A 17,797-nucleotide genomic window follows, 5' to 3' on the forward strand; every position below is an offset into this window, starting at 1 on the left:
ATGTCGGTCAAAAATATGCCGGAATGTCCGGATTGCAGGTGTGGCAGGCCTTTTGCTCCTGTTGGGGTCGAAACACGAACAAACAATAAAAAAACACGGATATGAACATCAACACTTTAACCATCAAGGCGCAGGAGGCGTTGCAGGCGGCGCTGACCCTTGCGCGGGAGCGCGGACAGCAGGCTGTCGACCCGCTCCACATTTTGAGCGTGCTGATCCGCGACGACGATTCGCTCTCGACCTTCCTCCTGGGGCGTGTCGGCGTCAACGTCCGCGGCCTGCGCGACGAGGTGCAGCGCGCCGTCGGCCAGCTGCCTCGTGTCGAGGGCGGCAACGGCGAGCAGTTCTTCGCACAGGAGAGCTCGCGCCTGATCCAGCGTGCCGTCGACTTCACCAAGACCTTCGGCGACAAGTATGCGTCGGTCGAGCACCTGCTGCTGGCTCTCGTGGCCGAGCGCGGGCAGGCGGCCGATCTGCTCAAGCGCCACGGCGCCACCGAGAAGGAACTCGTCGAGGCCATCCGCACCTTCCGTCAGGGAGCGACGGTCGATTCGCAGACCGCCTCGCAGGAGTTCGACGCACTGGGCAAGTACGCCATCAACCTCAACGAACAGGCCCGCTCGGGCAAGCTCGACCCGGTGATCGGCCGTGACGAGGAGATACGCCGCGTGCTGCAGATCCTTTCGCGGCGCACGAAGAACAACCCGATCCTCGTCGGTGAGGCGGGCGTCGGCAAGACGGCGATCGCCGAGGGCATTGCCCGCCGGATCATCGACGGCGACGTGCCCGAGAACCTCAAGTCGAAGGTGATCTACTCGCTCGATATGGGCGCCCTGATTGCGGGTGCCAAGTACCAGGGCGAGTTCGAGGAGCGGCTGAAGGCCGTCGTGCAGGAGGTAGTCCGCAGCGAGGGCGAGATTCTGCTCTTCATCGACGAGATTCACACGCTGGTCGGTGCGGGCAAGTCGTCCGGCGCGATGGACGCCGCCAACATCCTCAAGCCGGCCCTTGCGCGCGGCGACCTGCGGACGATCGGCGCCACGACACTCGACGAGTTCCAGAAGTACTTTGAACAGGACAAGGCGCTCGAGCGCCGATTCCAGAAGGTGATGGTCGACGAGCCGTCGCGCGAGGACGCCATCTCGATCCTCCGCGGTCTGAAGGAGCGCTACGAGAACCACCACCAGGTGCGGATCAAGGACGAGGCGATCATCGCCGCCGTGGACCTCTCGACGCGGTACATCACGTCGCGGTTCCTGCCCGACAAGGCGATCGACCTGGTCGACGAGGCCGCCTCGCGGCTCAGGCTGGAGATGAACTCCGTGCCCGACGAGATCGACTCGCTTGACCGGCGTGTCCGGCAGCTGGAGATCGAGCGCGAGGCGATCCGCCGCGAGAAGGACGAGGAGCGTGTCGCGATGCTCACGAAGGAGATCGAGGAGCTCAAGGCCAGGGATGCCGGCATGCGGGCCAAGTGGCAGGGCCAGCGCGACCTGCTGAAGAAGATTCAGGCCAACAAGGACCGCATCGAGCAGCTCAAGATCGAGGCGCAGCAGGCCGAGCGCCAGGGCGACTACGGCAAGGTGGCCGAGATACGCTACGGCAAGATTCAGGAGGCCGAGAAGCAGATCGCGGCCTTCGAGGAGGAGTACCGCCTCGCATCGGCCAATGGCTCGATGATCAAGGAGGAGGTCGACTCGCAGGACATCGCCGAGGTCGTGTCGCGCTGGACGGGCATTCCCGTGACGCGGATGCTGGCCTCGGAGCGCGAGAAGCTGCTCCACATGGAGGACGAGCTGCACAAGCGGGTCGTCGGACAGGAGCAGGCCATCGCCGCCATTTCGGATGCCGTGCGCCGGTCGCGTGCCGGACTGAACGACCCCCGCAAGCCGATCGGTTCGTTCATCTTCCTCGGTACGACGGGTGTCGGCAAGACCGAGCTGGCAAAGGCCCTGGCGGAGTTCCTCTTCAACGACGACTCGATGATGACGCGTATCGACATGAGCGAATACCAGGAGCGGCACAGCGTCTCGCGTCTCGTCGGCGCACCTCCGGGATACGTCGGTTACGATGAGGGCGGCCAGCTGACCGAAGCCGTGCGCCGCAAGCCCTATTCGGTCGTGCTGCTCGACGAGATCGAGAAGGCACACCCCGACGTCTTCAACATCCTGCTGCAGGTGCTCGACGACGGCCGGCTGACCGACAACAAGGGCCGCACGGTGGACTTCCGCAACACGATCATCATCATGACCTCGAACATGGGTTCGCAGATCATCCAAGAGAACTTCTCCGAGGCCTTCGACGGGAAGCGGCTCGCTCCCGAGGTGATCGAGAAGACCCGCCGCGAGGTGATTGACCTGCTGAAGCAGCAGCTCAAGCCCGAGTTCCTGAACCGTATCGACGAGATCGTGATGTTCGAGCCGCTGACGCGCCGCGACATCGAGCGCATCGTCGACATCCAGCTGGGTGCCGTGCGCAGGATGCTCGAGGAGAACGGTATCCGGCTCGAGTACACGGACGCCGCCCGCAAGTGGATTGCCGATGCCGGGTACGACCCGCTCTACGGTGCGCGGCCTGTCAAGCGGACGATCCAGCGCTGCGTCGTGAACGACCTTTCGAAGCGGATTCTGGCCGGCGAGGTCGACCGCTCGAAGCCGATCTCGATCGACGCCGACGACAAGGGACTGACGTTCAGGAATTGACCCCGCGGCCGGGCGCTCCGGCGCCGGACGCAGCGAAAACGAGGGGAGCCTCCGGATTCAATCCGGAGGCTCCCTTTTTTTGTGCGAGACTTCCTTTTTTGTGAGGCTCCCCTCTTTTGTGCGGAGATTTTTCTTTTGCGCGGTGCGGTGAGCCGCGGGGATGTTGCCGGAAGATGGTCGGGAATCGTCGGAAAATGGCCGGGGGATGGTCGGGCGAGTTGTCCGGTATTCTGTCGGGCCGCTCCGCCGTGCGTCGCCCCCCCTCCTCACCTTTTACCTTTTACTTTTCACCTTTCACCTTTCACCTTTCACCTTCTTTTAAAGTCCCTTGCGGGCGATGCGCCACGCCAGGGCGTTGTAGAGGTTGAGCAGCGGGCTGCGCCACCGCACCGGCAGGGCGTTGAGCAGGCGCACCTTGCGCAGCGTGCGGCGGTAGACCTTCGTGAAGGCGAAGGTCCGGATGGCGCGTGCGGCCTCCTCGGTGCCGCCCTTGGCCGAGAGGACCAGTGCCTTGCCCAGCGCCGCACGGGCGATGAACTCCCGCTCGTCATCGGGTGCCGCGGGGTCGTAGAGCTCTTCGAACGAGTAGGCCGTGCGCTCGGGCGTGTAGGTCGAGGCCGAACGGTTCGACGCCACCTTCGAGTAGCGGCACAGGGGCTGCGGCGAGAAGCAGACCGGGTAGCGGCGGGCGATCTTGATCCACATGTAGAGGTCGCCGCCCATCTTCATCCCTTCGGGGAAGCCGCCCACGCGGTCGAAGACCTCGCGGGGAATGGCGCTGGCCGAGGGGATCGAGACGTAGCGGTGCGCCGAGTCGCGGAAGAAGTTGTCGACGATGCCCCGCCGCGCGGGGGTCGGCGCGGGGAAGATGCCGTCGTGGCTCACGACGCGGAAGGCCGTGGAGTAGATGCCGCAGCCGGGAAATTCGCGGTAGAGTGCCGCTACCTCCTCGAGGAAGCCCTCCTCCCACTCGTCGTCGGCGTCGAGCAGCGCGAGGAGCTCGCCCCGCGCCTCGGCGATGGCCCGGTTGCGGGCCGCGCACTCCCCGGCGTTGGGCTGCCGGACGAGGCGGATGAGCGGCGAGGGGATCGCCTCGACGAGTGCGGCGCTGCGGTCGGTCGAGCCGTCGTCCACGACGACGATCTCGAGCGGCTGCAACCGCTGCGCGAGCACCGAGCGGATGGTGCCTTCGATTTCGCGCTCCTTGTTGTAGAGGGGTATGATGACCGAAATGGTGGGTGAAGCCATGTCTGCGTATGCTGATTTATTGCGAAGATACCGATCTTTTGCTACATTTGCAAATCAAAAGCCGGCATGCCATGACCCTATCCGAAAAAGCCATCCGTCTGATCCGCGACACGTTCGACACGGCGTTGTACTTCGCCGTGATGGCCGTCAAGGAGAACTTCCGCAACTACGTCGGGCGCGCCGGGACGGTCGGGAAACCCAAATCCGGGGTCGTGATCCTCGGCAACGGCCCCTCGCTGACCGACAACCTGCCGCGGCTCATCGCGCGGCGCGAGTACGAGACGCACGACTTCATGGCGGTGAACTACTTTGCCCTCGACGAGCGTTTCGAGACCGTCCGCCCGGCCTATTACGTCCTTTCCGACCCGATGTTCTTCCGTGACAGCGCCTGCCGCGAGCGCGTGGCGGAGCTCTACCGCACGCTCGACCGCAAGGTGACGTGGCCCATGCACCTCTACGTGCAGTACTACAACCCCGAGCGGTTCGACTACCGCGCCGCACTGCCCAATCCGAATATCCGCATCATCCCGTTCCATACGCAGTGCTACCGCGGCTTCCGGCGCCTGGAGTTCTGGCTCTACCGCCACGGGCTGGGCAGCGCCAATTTCGGCACCGTGGTGCAGGTGTGCGAATACATCGCCCTGCTGCTGGGCTACCGGACGCTGGAACTGTACGGCGTCGACCATACACTGCTCGACGGGCTGTGTGTCGACGGGCAGAACCGTCTCTGCCGCCTCGACCGCCACTACTACGATACCGGCGCCCCGGCCGCGCCGCAGCCCATCTTCCAGAAGGTGCCGCCCGTGCCCTACACGATGGCCTCCTACCTGGCCGAGGTGGCCGAGCTGTTCCGCGGCCACGAGGTGTTGCGCGACTACGCCGCTTCGCTTGGCGCGCGGATCATCAACCGCACGCGCGGCTCGCTCATCGACGCCTACGAACGCGGCGCCGAAGAGCCGGAGCGGTAGCGCGCTTGCACTCCGTTGCGGAAAAATACGGACGGACCGGCCCCTTGCGGGCCGGTCCGTCCTGTTATTGTATGCCGGGCGATGCGAAGCCGCATGCCGGAGCGGCGGTCTTCTGTCCTGGTGGCGCCGGTGCCCGGATTTGCCGGTCACCCCTCCCCGGCGGGATCAGCGGGGAAGCTTCTGCCCGGCGGCGATGATCTCGGCCATGGTGAAATCCTCGGGGTAGTCGATATCCAGCCCCTCGATGCGGTCCACAACGGCCATCCACGGGTGGTCGCCGATGCGGCGTCCGCGGTCGCACCACAACTCGCGCGGGAAGATGAAGAAGGCGCTGGTCTCGATGTAGACCGGTTCGATGGTCTGCGTGCGCGGGATGGCGTCGAGCGAGTAGTTGAGCGGCCGCCCCCCGTACCAGGCGAAGGTGCGGATGCACTCGGCGCTGAAGGCCGAGTCGTACTCGCCCGTGCGGACCCGCCCGAGGGCGTCGGAGATCGTCGCCGCGCGGATGAAGGGCGACGTGGCGTGCGCCAGCACGTAGAGGTCGGCGTCGACCTCGTGCGTGAAGGCGTCGTAAATCTCGCGTCCGAGCGTCTCGTCGCGGTCGAGCGAGGCGTCGCGGCGCAGGAACCGCACCCCCTCGGGCAGCAGCGGACGGATCGACTCGTCGCTGCAGAAGACGTAGACCTCGTCGATCTCCGGCACGCGGCAGAGCGTCCGCAGGATGTGGCACATCAGCGGCTCGCCGCTCAACAGCCGGAGGTTCTTGCCCGCGACGCGCTGGCTGTTGAGGCGGATCGGGACGAAAGCGACGGTTTTCATGTTCATTGTACCAGCAGGTTGCAACCCCGGATTTCGGCGTGGTCGATGCGCCCTTCGACGACGAACGAGCCGTCCGGAGCGACAACCCCGGCATCCTGCGTCTGGATGAAGGCGCAGGAGTAGACGTTCGCCAGGTCGATGATGTTCAGTCCGCCGCGCGCACCGGGCGGCAGCAGGTCGAACGGGTCGTTGATGTCGCGGGCCACGACCCGCATCCAGGCCGGACAGCGGAAGCGGTTGCCGCCCGCGGAGTAGGCTTGCGACGTGAGCTCCGCCATGCCGTATTCGGAGTGTATTTGCGCAACGCCGAAGGCGTCGCAGAGAATCTTGTGGAAGGCCGCCTTGGGCAGTTCCTCGCGGTAGCCCTTCATGCCGCCGGTCTCCATGACGACCGTGTCGCGCAGCTTCGGGGCGTAGCGCTCGGCAAGGTCCCAGAGTGCATAGCTCACGCCCAGCAGAATCTTGGGCTTCGGGTCGCGTGCCATGTCGCGCAGCAGGGCGTCGTAATCGTCCAGGTAGAAGCCGCCCGAGCCGCAGTCGGCAATCAGCCGGTCGGCCATGTAGACGAGCGACGACCCCTTGCGCCGCAGGTAGTTGGGCAGCAGGGCGTAGAGGCTCCAGCGGGCCGGATCGCCGTAGAAGGTGCGGAAAGCGCCGCGGAAGGCCTGCTCGTAGAGCGCCAGCGAGCGCATCGGATGGCGCGACGAGGTCATGCCCGTCGTGGCGCTCGACGTGAAGACCGCCTCGGGGGGCGTGTCGCCGCAGCAGTAGACGTCGTGGCTCTTGAAGAGCACGATGGGCAGGAACGGGATGTCCCGCAGCGTGCGGACCGCATCGGGCTGCACGCCGACCAGGCGCAGGTAGTCGCGGTAGGGCGGGCAGGCCGCAGCCTGGTAGCGGAACAGCTCCAGCGCCGCAGTCTCGAAGGCCGCTTCGTCACCCGCCTGCAGGCGGAATATGTCGTCCGTGGAGATCATCAGCACAAAGGTAGTGAAAAATCGGAGATATATTCCAGCATGAAGCCGCGAATCTCCGCGTTTCGGCGGCGCGGGGCAGTAATCACGCGAACGGCAACCGCCGGATGGTGAGATCCATCCAACGGTTGCCGTTCGGCTTCTGTCTGTCGGTTGCGGGAGAGCGGGCTGTACAGGACCTGCGGTATACGGTCGGCATGCCCCGGTGGCTTTTGCGGTACAGGCCCTGCCGTGTACTTGTCTGCACGCCTCGTCGGCCTGTCGGTCGCCCTTTCTACTCCTTCGGCGGCCCCCCCCCTCGGCAACGCCTATTTCTTGCTCTTGGGCGCGAGCATCATGTTCATCTTCTTGCCTTCGAGCTTCGGCATCATCTCCACTTTGGCAACCTCCTCCAGGTCGGTGGCGAAGCGCAGCAGCAGGATTTCGCCCTGCTCCTTGAAGACGATCGAACGTCCGCGGAAGAAGACGTAGGCCTTGACCTTCGAACCCTCCTTCAGGAAGTTCATGGCGTGCTTGAGCTTGAAGTTGTAGTCGTGGTCGTCGGTCTGGGGTCCGAAACGAATCTCCTTCACGGTGACCTTCGCCTGGTTGGCCTTCAGCTCCTTGGCCTTCTTCTTCTGCTGGTAGAGGAACTTCTGGTAGTCGATGATGCGGCAGACGGGCGGCTCGGCCTTCGGCGAAATCTCGACCAGGTCGAGCTCCATTTCGTCGGCCAGACGCAGGGCCTCGCGGATCGGCATGACCTTCGTCTCGGGGATGTTGTCGCCCACGACGCGCACCTCCGGAGCCGTGATCTGCTCGTTGATGCGGTGCGGGTTCTCCTTTTCGGGCGGCCGGTGGCCTGTGCGGTTGTTGGTGCCGGCTGCGGGTTTCGGCCGGTTATTCCCGGGGTTGAACGGCCTCGGCGGGAATGGTTTTGGTGCTGCGATAGTTGTTGTGTGTTAAGTGGTTATTATTGTTTTCCTGTTGTTCCGCCCTGCGCCGGGGCCCCTCCTGCGGGAGAGGCCCCCGGTCGGGACGGCTTGCGGTTACTTGCTCTCGGGCCCCTTCAGCCGGTTGGCCTCGACCTCCTGCTTGACCAGACCGAGGATCAGGTCGCGGAACGCCTCCAGCGGCATCTGGCCCTTGTCGCCCTCGCCCTGTGCACGGACCGACACGAGGTTCTCGGCCTCCTCCTTCTCGCCGACGATCAGCAGGTAGGGGATGCGCTTGAGCTCGTTGTCGCGGATCTTGCGGCCGATCTTCTCGTTGCGGTCATCCACCTCGCTGCGCACGTCGCTGGCGTTGAGGAACTCCGAAACCTTGTAGGCGTAGTCGTTGAACTTCTCCGAGATGGGGAGCACGACGACCTGCTGGGGCGAGAGCCACAGCGGGAACTTGCCTCCCGTGTGCTCGAGCAGCACGGCCACGAAACGCTCCATCGAGCCGAACGGCGCGCGGTGGATCATGATCGGGCGGTGGAGCTTGTCGTCGGCACCCTTGTAGGTGAGGTCGAAGCGCTCGGGCAGGTTGTAGTCCACCTGGATGGTGCCCAGCTGCCACTTGCGGCCGATGGCGTCCTTGACCATGAAGTCCAGCTTCGGGCCGTAGAAGGCAGCCTCGCCGTACTCGACGACGGTCGTGAGCCCCTTCTCCCTGGCGGCCTGCATGATTGCGGCCTCGGCCTTCTCCCAGTTCTCGTCCGAACCGATGTACTTCTCCTTGTTGTTGGGGTCGCGCAGCGAAATCTGTGCCGTGTAGCTGTCGAACTTCAGCGTCTTGAAGATGTAGAGCACGATGTCGATCACGCGCTCGAACTCCTCGAGCAGCTGGTCCGGACGCACGAACAGGTGGGCGTCGTCCTGCGTGAAGCCGCGCACGCGCGTCAGTCCGTGGAGCTCACCCGACTGCTCGTAGCGGTAGACCGTGCCGAACTCGGCCAGGCGCACCGGCAGCTCCTTGTACGAACGGGGCTTCGAGCGGTAGATCTCGCAGTGGTGCGGGCAGTTCATCGGCTTGAGCAGGTACTCCTCGCCCTCGATCGGGGTGTGGATCGGCTGGAACGAGTCCTTGCCGTACTTGGCGTAGTGGCCCGAGGTGACGTAGAGCTCCTTGTTGCCGATGTGCGGGGTGATGACCTGCTGGTAGCCGTACTCCTTCTGCACGTTGCGCAGGAACTGCTCGAGCCGGTCGCGCAGTGCGGCGCCCTTCGGCAGCCACAGCGGCAGACCCTGGCCCACGCGCTGCGAGAAGGTGAACAGCTCGAGGTCCTTGCCCAGCTTGCGGTGGTCGCGCTTCTTGGCCTCCTCCATCATCTGGAGGTACTCGTCGAGCATCGACTTCTTGGGGAACGAGATGCCGTAGATGCGCGTGAGCATCTTGTTCTTCTCGTTGCCGCGCCAGTAGGCTCCGGCCACCGACGTCAGCTTCAGGGCCTTGATGTAGCCCGTATTGGGGATGTGCGGTCCGCGGCAGAGGTCCGTGAACGCACCGTTGGTGTAGAACGAAATCGTACCGTCGGCCAGGTCCGAGATCAGCTCGACCTTGTACTGGTCGCCCTTCTCGGTGAAGGTGGCCAGTGCCTCGGCCTTCGGCACCTCGCGGCGCACGAGCGGCTCCTTGTTGCGGGCGAGCTCCTGCATCTTCTGCTCGATCTTCGGCAGGTCGGCCTCCGTAATGGGTACGGGCGAGTCGACGTCGTAGTAGAAGCCGTTTTCGATGGCCGGGCCGATGCCGAACTTGATGCCCGGGTAGAGCGCCTCGAGCGCCTCGGCCAGCAGGTGCGACGACGTGTGCCAGAAGGCGTGCTTGCCCTCCTCGTCGTCCCATTTGTAGAATTTGACCGAAGCATCCTCTTCGATCGGGCGCATCATGTCGACGGTTGCGCCGTTTACCGAAGCAGCCAGCGAGTCAGCAGCTAAACGAGGGCTGATGCTCTCCGCGATCCGGTACGCTGTCGTCCCTTTTTCGAACTCCTTGACGGAGCCGTCGGGAAAAGTGATTTTGATCATAAAAAGTTATAAATTAGGTTTTCGGGGCCTTCGGCGCTTCCACAATTACGAGACGGAATACACCTCCGGTTTGTCCGGTTTTTTTCATCGTTTTTTCGCTCCGCATGTCATCGGCTATGCCTCCTTCTCGGTCTGCGGCAGTTCCTTGACGGAGACGTCGCGGTTCGACTTCTCGCGCTCGGCGCGCGGCAGCGGGTTGCTCGTCCATTCGGCCCACTCGCGGCGCCGCTGCACGATGTCGATCGCCGCATAGAGGGCGTTGCGCATCGACTGCGCGTCGGCCTTGTCCTGTCCCGCGATGTCGAACGCCGTGCCGTGGTCGGGCGAGGTCCGCACGACCGTGAGCCCGGCCGTGAAGTTCACGCCGTCGGGCGAGAGGCTCTTGAACGGCGCCAGCCCCTGGTCGTGGTACATGGCCAGGATGCCGTCGTAGCGCGTGTAGCCGCCTCCGGCGAAGAGCCCGTCGGCTGCAAAGGGCCCGAAGGCCAGCACCCCTTTCGAGAAGGCCTCGACGATGGCCGGGCGGATAATCTCCTCCTCCTCGCGGCCCAGCAGCCCGCCGTCCCCGGCGTGGGGGTTGAGCGCCATCACGGCGATGCGGGGCTCGACTACGCCGAAGTCCTCGATGAGCGAGCGGCGCAGGGTCAGCAGGTCCGCGACGATCTTCTCGCGCGTGATGCTGCGGCTGATCTCCGAGACGGGGATATGCTTCGTGACGAGCCCCACGCGGAGGATGTCGCTGCACATGACCATCATCGGTTCGCCGCCGAATTCGGCGCCGAAGAACTCCGTGTGGCCCGTGAAGCGGAAGTCGTCGCTCTGGACCGTCTCCTTGTCGATGGGGGCCGTGACGACGGCGTCGAGCAGCCCCTCCTTCAGGTCGCGGGCTGCGGCGCGTCCCGCCTCGACGGCGGCGCGTCCCGCCTCGGGGGTCGGCTGCCCCGGCACGGGGGTGCCCGCATCGCCTGCGGCGACAAGGTTGACCTTGCCGCGCCGCGCCTCGTGTGCCGAGACGACGGTGTTCAGGGCGACGGGTTCGGTGTCGCGGAGCGTATTGCGGTAGAAGGCTGCGGCGGCGGGCGAGCCGTAGATGACGGGGGTGAACAGCTCCGTCATGCGCGGATCGGCCAACGCCTTGAGGATGACCTCCCAGCCGATGCCGTTCGGATCACCCTGCGTGATGCCTATCTTGAGTCTCTGTTCTGACATGGATCGTTGTGTTTCAACTCACAAAAGTATAAAATATTCAGATACGTGGCACGTCCTTCGGCAAAATCTGATGAAAAATGCGGATTCCGGCGAAAAAAGTCCCGTCAGCGCCTCCCGTTGCCCGCGCCGCGGGCTGCCGGACCTTTTCGCTGCCCGGCTGTTCGAGCGTCGCTTGGTTGTCCGGACACCGCCCGGGACCAGTCGGGCCGCGGGCGGGGCGGTCAGCTCTTTTTGGAACTGTCCGGCTGCGGGGTGTGGAGCCGCCGGCGGAACTCCGCGCAGACGATGCCCGTGGCCATGGCGACGTTGAGCGACTCGGTGGTGCGGCGGTCGGCCGGGTAGGGCGGGATCAGGAGCTTGCGCGTGACGCTCCGCGCCGCGGCCCCGGAGACGCCGCGCCCTTCGTTGCCCATCACGACGATGCCTGCGGCCGTGAGATCGGCCGTGTAGATGTCCTCCCCTTCGAGGAAGGTGCCGTAGACAGGTACGGCACGCGCCGTTTCGGCGGCGAGCCACGCCGCGAGGTCGGTGTAGTGGACCCTCACGCGCAGGATCGCCCCCATGGTCGCCTGCACGACCTTCGGGTTGAAGCAGTCGGCCGAGTTCTCCGAGCAGACGATGTCGCGGATGCCGAACCAGTCGGCCAGGCGGATGATCGTGCCCATGTTGCCGGGGTTCTGCACCTCGTCGAGCGCGAGGACCAGCTGCCGCTCCGGCGCGGCATCGGTGAGGCGGTAGCGGGGTATCTCGACCAGCGCCAGCGAGTTGTTGGGTGTCTTGAGCAGCGACAGCCGCTCCATCTCGTGCGGCGTGACGGTCTCGACATCGGGGCCCTCGAAGACACCCTCGAGGGCGTAGATGCGCCGCACGCGCAGGTGCGAGGTGCGCAGTTCCGAGATGAGCTTCGCTCCCTCGGCGACGAAGAGCCCGCTTTCGGTGCGGCCGCGTTTGTCGGCCAGCGAGCGGACGAGTTGCAGTTCGGCCCGTGTCATCGTTGTTTCTCTATGGTGAAGGTGTGCCCCTCGGTGGCGGGGTAGGTCTCCGGAAAGAGCGCCCGGGCCTCGTCGACGAGCACCTGCTCGTCCTTGTAGCGCGACGAGTAGTGCCCGATCACGAGCCGTCCGGCCCCCGCCTTCAGGGCGGCTTTCGCTGCGTCGGCCGTCGTCGAGTGGCCCCGTTCGCGGGCCGAGCGCTGCTCGGCGGCGGCGTAGGTCGCCTCGTGGTACATCAGGTCGACGCCCCGGCACAGTTCCGCGGCCCTGGCCGAGAAATTCGTGTCCGAAAGGTAGGCATAGGCCCGCGGCCGGTAGGGGCGGTAGGTGAGCTCTTCGTTGGGCAGCGTCTCCCCGTTCGCGAGCGTCACCGCCTCGCCGCGCTTCGCCGCGGCGATCTGTGCGATCGAAAGGCCGTATTTCGTGATCTTGAACTTGTCGACGTTGAGCGGTGGCTCCTTCTCACGGAAGAGGACCCCGGCGCACGGCACGCGGTGGCGCAGCGGGATGCTCCACACCTCCAGCGTGCGGTTCTCCATGAGCAGCGCGTGCTGCGTCGTGTCGACCTCGTGCCACTCCACCGTGTAGGGCAGTTCGCGGTCGAGGAACCGCAGGTGCGCGGCCAGCATCTCGCCGAACGGCGCCGGGGCGTAGACCGGCAGCGGCGTGCAGCGGCCGTAGAGCCCGAGCGTCGAGAGGAGCGGGAAGAGCCCGTAGAGGTGGTCGCCGTGCAGGTGCGAGAGAAAGACGGCCCTAAGCTTCAGCGGGTTGATCCCCGCACGGATGAGCTGCTGCTGCACCCCTTCGCCCGCATCCACGAGGTAGTACTGCTCGTGGATGTTGACCGCCTGGGCCGACGGATGCCGGTTGGCGGTGGGCTTGGCCGAGGCACAGCCGAGGATCGTGACCGAGAAGCTCATGGGCTATTTGCGGTATTTGAGGAAGGTCGCTTCGAGGCGGTTCGAGACCGTGACGTTGCGCTGGGTCGTGGCCGTGCGGGTGCTGCTGCCGTCGTTGTGCTGCTCGATGTGCTCGGTCGTCGTGTAGGTCGGTTCGGAGACCGTGCGGCCGATGCCCTCGAAGACGACGGCGTCGGCGCCCTTCTCGCGGGCCCGCTTCTCGATGACCTCTTGGGCCTTTTCGAGCGTGCCGAAATACTGTGGGGTTGCGGTGATGCGCCCCATCGTCTCGTAGTCGCGCGTGACGTCGTCCCAGCTGAAGAACAGTTCGGGCGCGTCGGTCGCCGGGTAGGCCTTGCCGATGTAGGTGGTCTGCACGGCGCAGGACGCCGTGCACAGGGCAGTGCAGAGAAGCAGCAGAATCCGTTTCATCGTGTCGTCTGTCTCTTGTCGGGTTATTTCAGCAGGAAGCGTTCGCAGTCGAGGGCGGCGATGCAGCCCGAGCCGGCGGCCGTCACGGCCTGGCGGTAGTGGGGGTCCTTGACGTCGCCCGCGGCGAAGACTCCCTCGATGTTGGTCTTCGACGTGCCCGGCACGGTGCGGATGTACCCCTCGGCGTCGAGCTCCAGCTGCCCGGCGAAGAGCTCCGTGTTGGGATGGTGGCCGATGGCCAGGAAGAAGCCCGAAATGTCGATCGTGCGCTCCGTGCCGTCGGTCTTGCGCAGCAGGGCACCCGTCACGCCCGAGTCGTCGCCCAGCACCTCGACGGTGTTGTGCTCGAAGAGCACCTCGATGTTCGGCGTGTCGAAAACGCGCTGCTGCATCGCCTTCGAGGCCCGGAGGAAGGGCTTGCGGACGATCAGGTAGACCTGACGGCAGAGCGAGGCGAGGTAGGTGGCCTCCTCGCAGGCCGTGTCGCCGCCGCCCACGACTGCCACGTCCTTCCTGCGGTAGAAGAAGCCGTCGCACGTGGCGCAGGCGCTCACGCCCTGCCCGCGGAACTTCGTCTCGGAGGGCAGGCCGAGGTATTTGGCCGAGGCTCCCGTGGCGATGATGAGGGCTTCGGCGCGCAGCTCCTTCGTGCCGTCGACGACGACGCGGAAGGGGCGCTGCGAGAGGTCGGCCTGCGTGATGACGCCCGAGCGGATGTCGGCGCCGAAGCGCTCGGCCTGGCGCCGCATGTCGGCCATCATCTGGTTGCCGTCCACGCCGTCGGGGTAGCCCGGGAAGTTCTCGACCTCGGTGGTCGTCGTGAGCTGCCCGCCCGGCTCGATGCCCTCGTAGAGGACCGGTTGCAGGTTGGCGCGCGAGGTGTAGATGGCGGCGGTGTACCCCGCGGGGCCGCTGCCGATGATCAGGACTTTTACGTTTTCCGTTTCCATTGCGTTATTCTCTTTTTGTTTGTCGTTGTTATTCCTGTTTCGGTCTCGGGCCGAAGGGCGTAAGGCGGCGTCCGAGGTAGTCGAACAGCGCCCAGCGTCCGTTGCGGCGCACGTGTGCGACACTCTTCACGGGGTCGTACTCCACGATTTCGTATTCGGGCGGGATCACGTAGCGGCCCTGCCGGTCGATGAGCCCCATGCCCGTCGGGGTCTCGACCTCGGCGCGTCCCTCGTGGAAGTCGCCCGCCCAGAGGTACTGCGCCGGGATGACCGTCCGGTTTTCGGCATCGACGTATCCGAAGCCCGCTTCGTCCTCGACGCTCGCGAGCCCCTCGAAGAGGTGCCCGGCCCAGCGGTGTCCCGCGAGCCGCGGCGCGGGCGTGTAGCTTCCCTCCGCGTCGTGCAGCGTTGCCTGCGTCTCCCCGGCCTGCCCGATCTGTCGGCGCAGCGCCTCGAAGGCCGCGGCATCCGCCTCGCCCGGCGTGTCGAACGTGGCGTCGTGGTAGCGCAGCGGCAGCAGCCGTCCCGCCGTCCAGCGCAGGTTCGACGCCTTGAGGTTGTTGTGGCGGAACCGCACCTCGCCGAGCCCCCGCTCGAGGGCGTCGAGCGCCGCAAGCAGCGTCTGTTTCTCCTCCGTGAGCAGCGCCTGTTCGAACGTACACCCCTCGGGCAGCGCTTCGAGCACGAGGTCCGTGGTCCGGGCCGTGCCGGCGGCATCCTCCCAGTGCAGTTCGCCTGGCAGCGTGCGGTATTCGCCGAGCCACGGCGTGTTGAGCTGCCGCAGCCGGGAGACGGTCCGCTCGATGCGCGGCAGCGCCGCGGCGGTCAGCGGCATCGAGAGCAGCCACCGCCGGCGCTGCCACTCGATTTCGGCCTCGACGAAGCGCGAACTCCGCTGCAGCATCGGGACGCCGCGGCCGTCGGTCACGGCGCGGGCCGTTGCGAGCCGCTCGAAGGCCAGGTCGGGCGTCTGCAGGGCCCGCATGAAGATCGGAAGGGTCGGGATCATCGCTATTCGGTTTTGACACTGATGGACCCGATGTTGAGCATGGCGACCAGCTCCGCGGCCGAGGCGTTGTAGCTCATGCCGCGGAAGGGCGGCAGGGCCCCCGGTCCCTTCGCCTCGCGGATCGCCTCCTCGAAGACCGCGGGCATCTCGCTCGAGCAGTCGTAGAGCAGCGCCGCATAGCGGTTCGGGTAGACGGCCTCCTCCTGCGTCGGGAAGAAGATCGTGCGCGGGTCGTCGCCCGCGGCGATGTGGATGTTTACGAGCAGCACGCTGCCGTCGGCCGTCTGCAGCGAGCGGATCTGTCCGGCCAGGGCGCGCAGCTCCTCCTCGTCGCAGTCCGTGGCTTCGCCGTCGGTGATGTTGAAGACCACGGGCGGAAAGCTTCCGGCATTTTCGGGGCGTGCCACCCAGGCGGCCGCCAGGTCGCGGGCCCGGCGCAGCGCCTCGCCCATGGGGGTCTGTCCGGCGGCCCGGGGCGCGACCCACGCCGGCGAGGGAACCTCCCGCAGCGCGATGTTGCCGTCGGGCAGGCGGTGTTCGACGAGCTCCGTCCGCACGGGCGGCTCAAAAGCCGCCAGCTGTGCGACGGAGAGCAGCTCCCCGCGCCCCGGCAGCAGCGAGCGCACCTCGTCGTTGCCCGAGTAGCCCAGCACGGCGATGTCGTAGTAGTCGCGCACGCCGTCGTCGCGCCGCGCCCGTTCGATCAGCTCGAAGAGCAGGTCGTTGGTGATGGCGGCGACCGCTTCGGCCTTGCTCGTCACCCGGCCGCGGAAGCGCAGTTCCTCGGTCATCGACCCCGAGCCGTCGATCAGCAGAATGAAGGCCGTGCGGCGGTTGCGCGTGATGCTCTGCGTGTACATGCCTGTCGTTATCGTTTGAGCCCGCGCACGGCATAGTAGTCGTCGCGGCGTTGTGCTTCGTTGTCGCTGTCCAGTCCGTAGCTGACGGCCATGTCGAGCGAGCAGTCGCGGTCGCGGTCCGCATCGGTCGCGGCACGCATCGCAGCGTGGGCGTTGCGGCCTGCGGCGATGGCTCCGTTGAGCTCCTCGACCGTCGGCGTGCGGCCCAGCAGGGCGGCGTAGGTCTGCTCGGCCCAGCTGTGGGCATAGTCGTCGTAGTGGACGAAGAAGACCCGGAAGGCGTTGTCCACGGCCTCGAGCGACGCCAGCTCGCCGCGGTCCACGGCATCGAGAATCTCCTCGGCCGCGCGGTGCGTGATGTACTGCCCGGCGATGTCGATCCAGCGGCCCGCACCGTTGTAACGGGTCGACGACTCGCCCTTGTCGAGCATGGCGCCCAGCGCCGCGACAATCGCCTTGTTGTAGAGCTTGAGGCCCCGCTGGAGCCCTGCGGCGCGGATCTGGACCTTGTTGTAGGTGTAGAGCGGCGCGTCGGGGTCCTGCTCCTCGAGCCGGTGGAGCATGTCCACGGCCCGGAGCATCGCCCCCGCGACGTAGGGGTTGTACTCCTCGAAGTTGATGACGTCGCGCCGGATTGTGCGGCGGTCGCGCGCCGGCCACTTCTCGATGTCGCGCACGGCGCCGTAGCTCGGGAGGTTCGCACCCGGCATGAGCACCGAGCGTCCCTCCTTCTCGATGAGGTAGGAGTAGGGGAAGATCGAGGTGTCGTGGTGGTAGGAGTGGTGTCCCATGACCATCGTGAAGGCTCCTTCGAGCGCCGGCGACATGATGTAGGCGCTCGAGGCGAACTTGCAGCCGCGCAGGTGCACGGACTGGTGTACGGCGCCGCTCTTGAAGAGATGGTTGCTCTGGTTCGAGCCGCTGCCGGCGTTGAAGAACGAGAACATGCCGGCGATGAGCAGCGACGACTTGTGGTGCGAGACGGTGTAGGGGCCGGCGAAGATCGCCGCGGCCTCGCCGTTCTCGCAGTGCGAGTTGGCGAAGAAGAGCGATTCGGCCGCCGTGAAGCCCTTGTCCATGATGCAGCTCTCGCCGACGAAGCAGCGTTCGAGCGTCGTGCCGTTGTCGATGCGGGCCCCCTCGGCGGCGATGAAGTCGTAGGCCTTGACGTCGACGCCGACGTGCACGCCGTTGCGCAGCGTGCCGTTCACGAGCGCCGAGGCGCCGTCGATCTCGACGTCGTCGCCGATGCGCATCTCGCGGATGAAGCGTGCGCCGGTGAGGCGGCAGTTGCGGCCCACCTCGCCCATCTCGGACGAGCGGGCCTCGGTCAGGCGGCCGATCATCGCCTCGAGTGCCGCGACGGTCTCGGGGCGGTGGCGGTAGACGGCCATCACGTAGGCGATCTGCGCCGACATCGTGTCGTAGATCTTCACCGTGCGGCCGCCGCATTCGTTCATCGTCGCGACGTCGACGCCGTTGCCGAAGGAGCTGCGACTGCGGCATTCGAGGGCCGTGACGCTTTGGACGAGCGTATTCTCGCCGAGGCGGTAGTTCTTGACGCGGGAGCGGATGATGCGGGCTCCCGGAGCGATTGCGATGTGACCCTCCAGGCGGCTCCCGATGAGCTGCGAGGGGGTGAAATCCTCCGAGACGTCGACCAGCGACCACTCCTCGGCGGTGTTGCCGAGGGCTTCGACGGCGGCGATCTCTTCCGGAGTCAATTTTCTGTACTGATACATGGG

The 17,797-nt window shown here is 65.9% G+C and carries 15 protein-coding genes; 2 read left to right on the plus strand and 13 right to left on the minus strand.

What is annotated here, in order from left to right:
• Positions 1 to 101 precede the first annotated feature (101 nt).
• Positions 102 to 2,702, plus strand: coding sequence for an ATP-dependent chaperone ClpB (clpB, locus tag Q1Y33_RS09040; protein ID WP_300799426.1), 2,601 nt, complete (start codon positions 102 to 104; stop codon positions 2,700 to 2,702).
• Between the two features lie 318 nt (positions 2,703 to 3,020).
• On the opposite strand, the gene Q1Y33_RS09045 is transcribed toward clpB, so the two are convergent.
• A complete protein-coding gene (locus tag Q1Y33_RS09045) occupies positions 3,021 to 3,950 on the minus strand; it encodes a glycosyltransferase family A protein (RefSeq protein WP_300799428.1) in 930 nt (309 codons plus the stop codon).
• Between the two features lie 71 nt (positions 3,951 to 4,021).
• Between Q1Y33_RS09045 and Q1Y33_RS09050 the strand changes: the two genes are divergently transcribed.
• A complete protein-coding gene (locus tag Q1Y33_RS09050) occupies positions 4,022 to 4,918 on the plus strand; it encodes a hypothetical protein (protein ID WP_300799430.1) in 897 nt (298 codons plus the stop codon).
• A 165-nt stretch (positions 4,919 to 5,083) separates the two neighbouring features.
• Here the strand turns inward: Q1Y33_RS09050 and Q1Y33_RS09055 are convergent, their stop codons facing one another.
• The 12 genes from Q1Y33_RS09055 to Q1Y33_RS09110 form a co-directional block, all read right to left on the minus strand.
• Positions 5,084 to 5,737 (minus strand): NTP transferase domain-containing protein, encoded by a 654-nt coding sequence (locus Q1Y33_RS09055; RefSeq protein WP_300799486.1) that lies wholly within the window; start codon positions 5,735 to 5,737, stop codon positions 5,084 to 5,086.
• Positions 5,738 to 5,739: 2 nt separating this feature from the next.
• Positions 5,740 to 6,714 carry an acyltransferase gene (locus Q1Y33_RS09060; RefSeq protein ID WP_300799431.1) on the minus strand — a complete coding sequence of 325 codons (975 nt, stop codon included), beginning with the start codon at positions 6,712 to 6,714 and terminating at the stop codon, positions 5,740 to 5,742.
• A 305-nt stretch (positions 6,715 to 7,019) separates the two neighbouring features.
• Positions 7,020 to 7,517, minus strand: a complete 498-nt coding sequence (infC, locus tag Q1Y33_RS09065; protein WP_300799488.1) for a translation initiation factor IF-3 — start codon at positions 7,515 to 7,517, stop codon at positions 7,020 to 7,022.
• A 222-nt stretch (positions 7,518 to 7,739) separates the two neighbouring features.
• On the minus strand, positions 7,740 to 9,701 hold the full coding sequence (gene thrS / locus Q1Y33_RS09070; protein WP_300799432.1) for a threonine--tRNA ligase: 1,962 nt from the start codon (positions 9,699 to 9,701) through the stop codon (positions 7,740 to 7,742).
• Positions 9,702 to 9,815: 114 nt separating this feature from the next.
• Positions 9,816 to 10,910 (minus strand): 4-hydroxythreonine-4-phosphate dehydrogenase PdxA, encoded by a 1,095-nt coding sequence (gene pdxA, locus Q1Y33_RS09075; protein WP_300799434.1) that lies wholly within the window; start codon positions 10,908 to 10,910, stop codon positions 9,816 to 9,818.
• A 221-nt stretch (positions 10,911 to 11,131) separates the two neighbouring features.
• The gene (locus Q1Y33_RS09080; protein ID WP_300799436.1) at positions 11,132 to 11,902 is read right to left on the minus strand and encodes an RNA methyltransferase; all 771 of its coding nucleotides are present in this window, start codon (positions 11,900 to 11,902) and stop codon (positions 11,132 to 11,134) included.
• Entirely contained in the window at positions 11,899 to 12,822 is a 924-nt protein-coding gene (locus Q1Y33_RS09085) for a ribonuclease Z (RefSeq protein WP_300799438.1), read from the minus strand. The genes Q1Y33_RS09080 and Q1Y33_RS09085 overlap by 4 nt, the downstream gene beginning before the upstream one ends.
• Before the next feature lie 3 nt (positions 12,823 to 12,825).
• Complete coding sequence (locus Q1Y33_RS09090) at positions 12,826 to 13,233, minus strand: DUF1471 domain-containing protein (RefSeq protein ID WP_300799440.1); 408 nt, start codon at positions 13,231 to 13,233, stop codon at positions 12,826 to 12,828.
• Between the two features lie 23 nt (positions 13,234 to 13,256).
• Positions 13,257 to 14,183 carry a thioredoxin-disulfide reductase gene (gene trxB, locus Q1Y33_RS09095; RefSeq protein WP_300799442.1) on the minus strand — a complete coding sequence of 309 codons (927 nt, stop codon included), beginning with the start codon at positions 14,181 to 14,183 and terminating at the stop codon, positions 13,257 to 13,259.
• A gap of 28 nt (positions 14,184 to 14,211) precedes the next feature.
• Complete coding sequence (locus tag Q1Y33_RS09100) at positions 14,212 to 15,192, minus strand: WG repeat-containing protein (protein WP_300799444.1); 981 nt, start codon at positions 15,190 to 15,192, stop codon at positions 14,212 to 14,214.
• 2 nt (positions 15,193 to 15,194) lie between these two features.
• Positions 15,195 to 16,052: a VWA domain-containing protein gene (locus Q1Y33_RS09105; protein WP_300799446.1), complete on the minus strand. Its 858-nt coding sequence runs from the start codon at positions 16,050 to 16,052 to the stop codon at positions 15,195 to 15,197.
• Positions 16,053 to 16,060: 8 nt separating this feature from the next.
• Complete coding sequence (locus tag Q1Y33_RS09110) at positions 16,061 to 17,794, minus strand: DUF4954 family protein (RefSeq protein WP_300799447.1); 1,734 nt, start codon at positions 17,792 to 17,794, stop codon at positions 16,061 to 16,063.
• Positions 17,795 to 17,797 lie beyond the last annotated feature (3 nt).

It is taken from the genome of uncultured Alistipes sp., assembly GCF_949296715.1.
GTDB lineage: Bacteria > Bacteroidota > Bacteroidia > Bacteroidales > Rikenellaceae > Alistipes.

What these genes read in the sequence shown, in the direction of transcription:
- thrS (WP_300799432.1), bottom strand. Translation starts at nt 9,701, where the DNA reads ATGATCAAAATCACTTTTCCCGACGGCTCCGTCAAGGAGTTCGAAAAA.
- Q1Y33_RS09085 (WP_300799438.1), bottom strand. Translation starts at nt 12,822, where the DNA reads ATGAGCTTCTCGGTCACGATCCTCGGCTGTGCCTCGGCCAAGCCCACC.
- Q1Y33_RS09100 (WP_300799444.1), bottom strand. Translation starts at nt 15,192, where the DNA reads ATGATCCCGACCCTTCCGATCTTCATGCGGGCCCTGCAGACGCCCGAC.
- clpB (WP_300799426.1), top strand. Translation starts at nt 102, where the DNA reads ATGAACATCAACACTTTAACCATCAAGGCGCAGGAGGCGTTGCAGGCG.
- Q1Y33_RS09110 (WP_300799447.1), bottom strand. Translation starts at nt 17,794, where the DNA reads ATGTATCAGTACAGAAAATTGACTCCGGAAGAGATCGCCGCCGTCGAA.
- Q1Y33_RS09060 (WP_300799431.1), bottom strand. Translation starts at nt 6,714, where the DNA reads ATGATCTCCACGGACGACATATTCCGCCTGCAGGCGGGTGACGAAGCG.
- pdxA (WP_300799434.1), bottom strand. Translation starts at nt 10,910, where the DNA reads ATGTCAGAACAGAGACTCAAGATAGGCATCACGCAGGGTGATCCGAAC.
- trxB (WP_300799442.1), bottom strand. Translation starts at nt 14,183, where the DNA reads ATGGAAACGGAAAACGTAAAAGTCCTGATCATCGGCAGCGGCCCCGCG.
- Q1Y33_RS09080 (WP_300799436.1), bottom strand. Translation starts at nt 11,902, where the DNA reads ATGACACGGGCCGAACTGCAACTCGTCCGCTCGCTGGCCGACAAACGC.
- Q1Y33_RS09045 (WP_300799428.1), bottom strand. Translation starts at nt 3,950, where the DNA reads ATGGCTTCACCCACCATTTCGGTCATCATACCCCTCTACAACAAGGAG.
- Q1Y33_RS09105 (WP_300799446.1), bottom strand. Translation starts at nt 16,052, where the DNA reads ATGTACACGCAGAGCATCACGCGCAACCGCCGCACGGCCTTCATTCTG.
- Q1Y33_RS09050 (WP_300799430.1), top strand. Translation starts at nt 4,022, where the DNA reads ATGACCCTATCCGAAAAAGCCATCCGTCTGATCCGCGACACGTTCGAC.
- Q1Y33_RS09090 (WP_300799440.1), bottom strand. Translation starts at nt 13,233, where the DNA reads ATGAAACGGATTCTGCTGCTTCTCTGCACTGCCCTGTGCACGGCGTCC.
- Q1Y33_RS09055 (WP_300799486.1), bottom strand. Translation starts at nt 5,737, where the DNA reads ATGAAAACCGTCGCTTTCGTCCCGATCCGCCTCAACAGCCAGCGCGTC.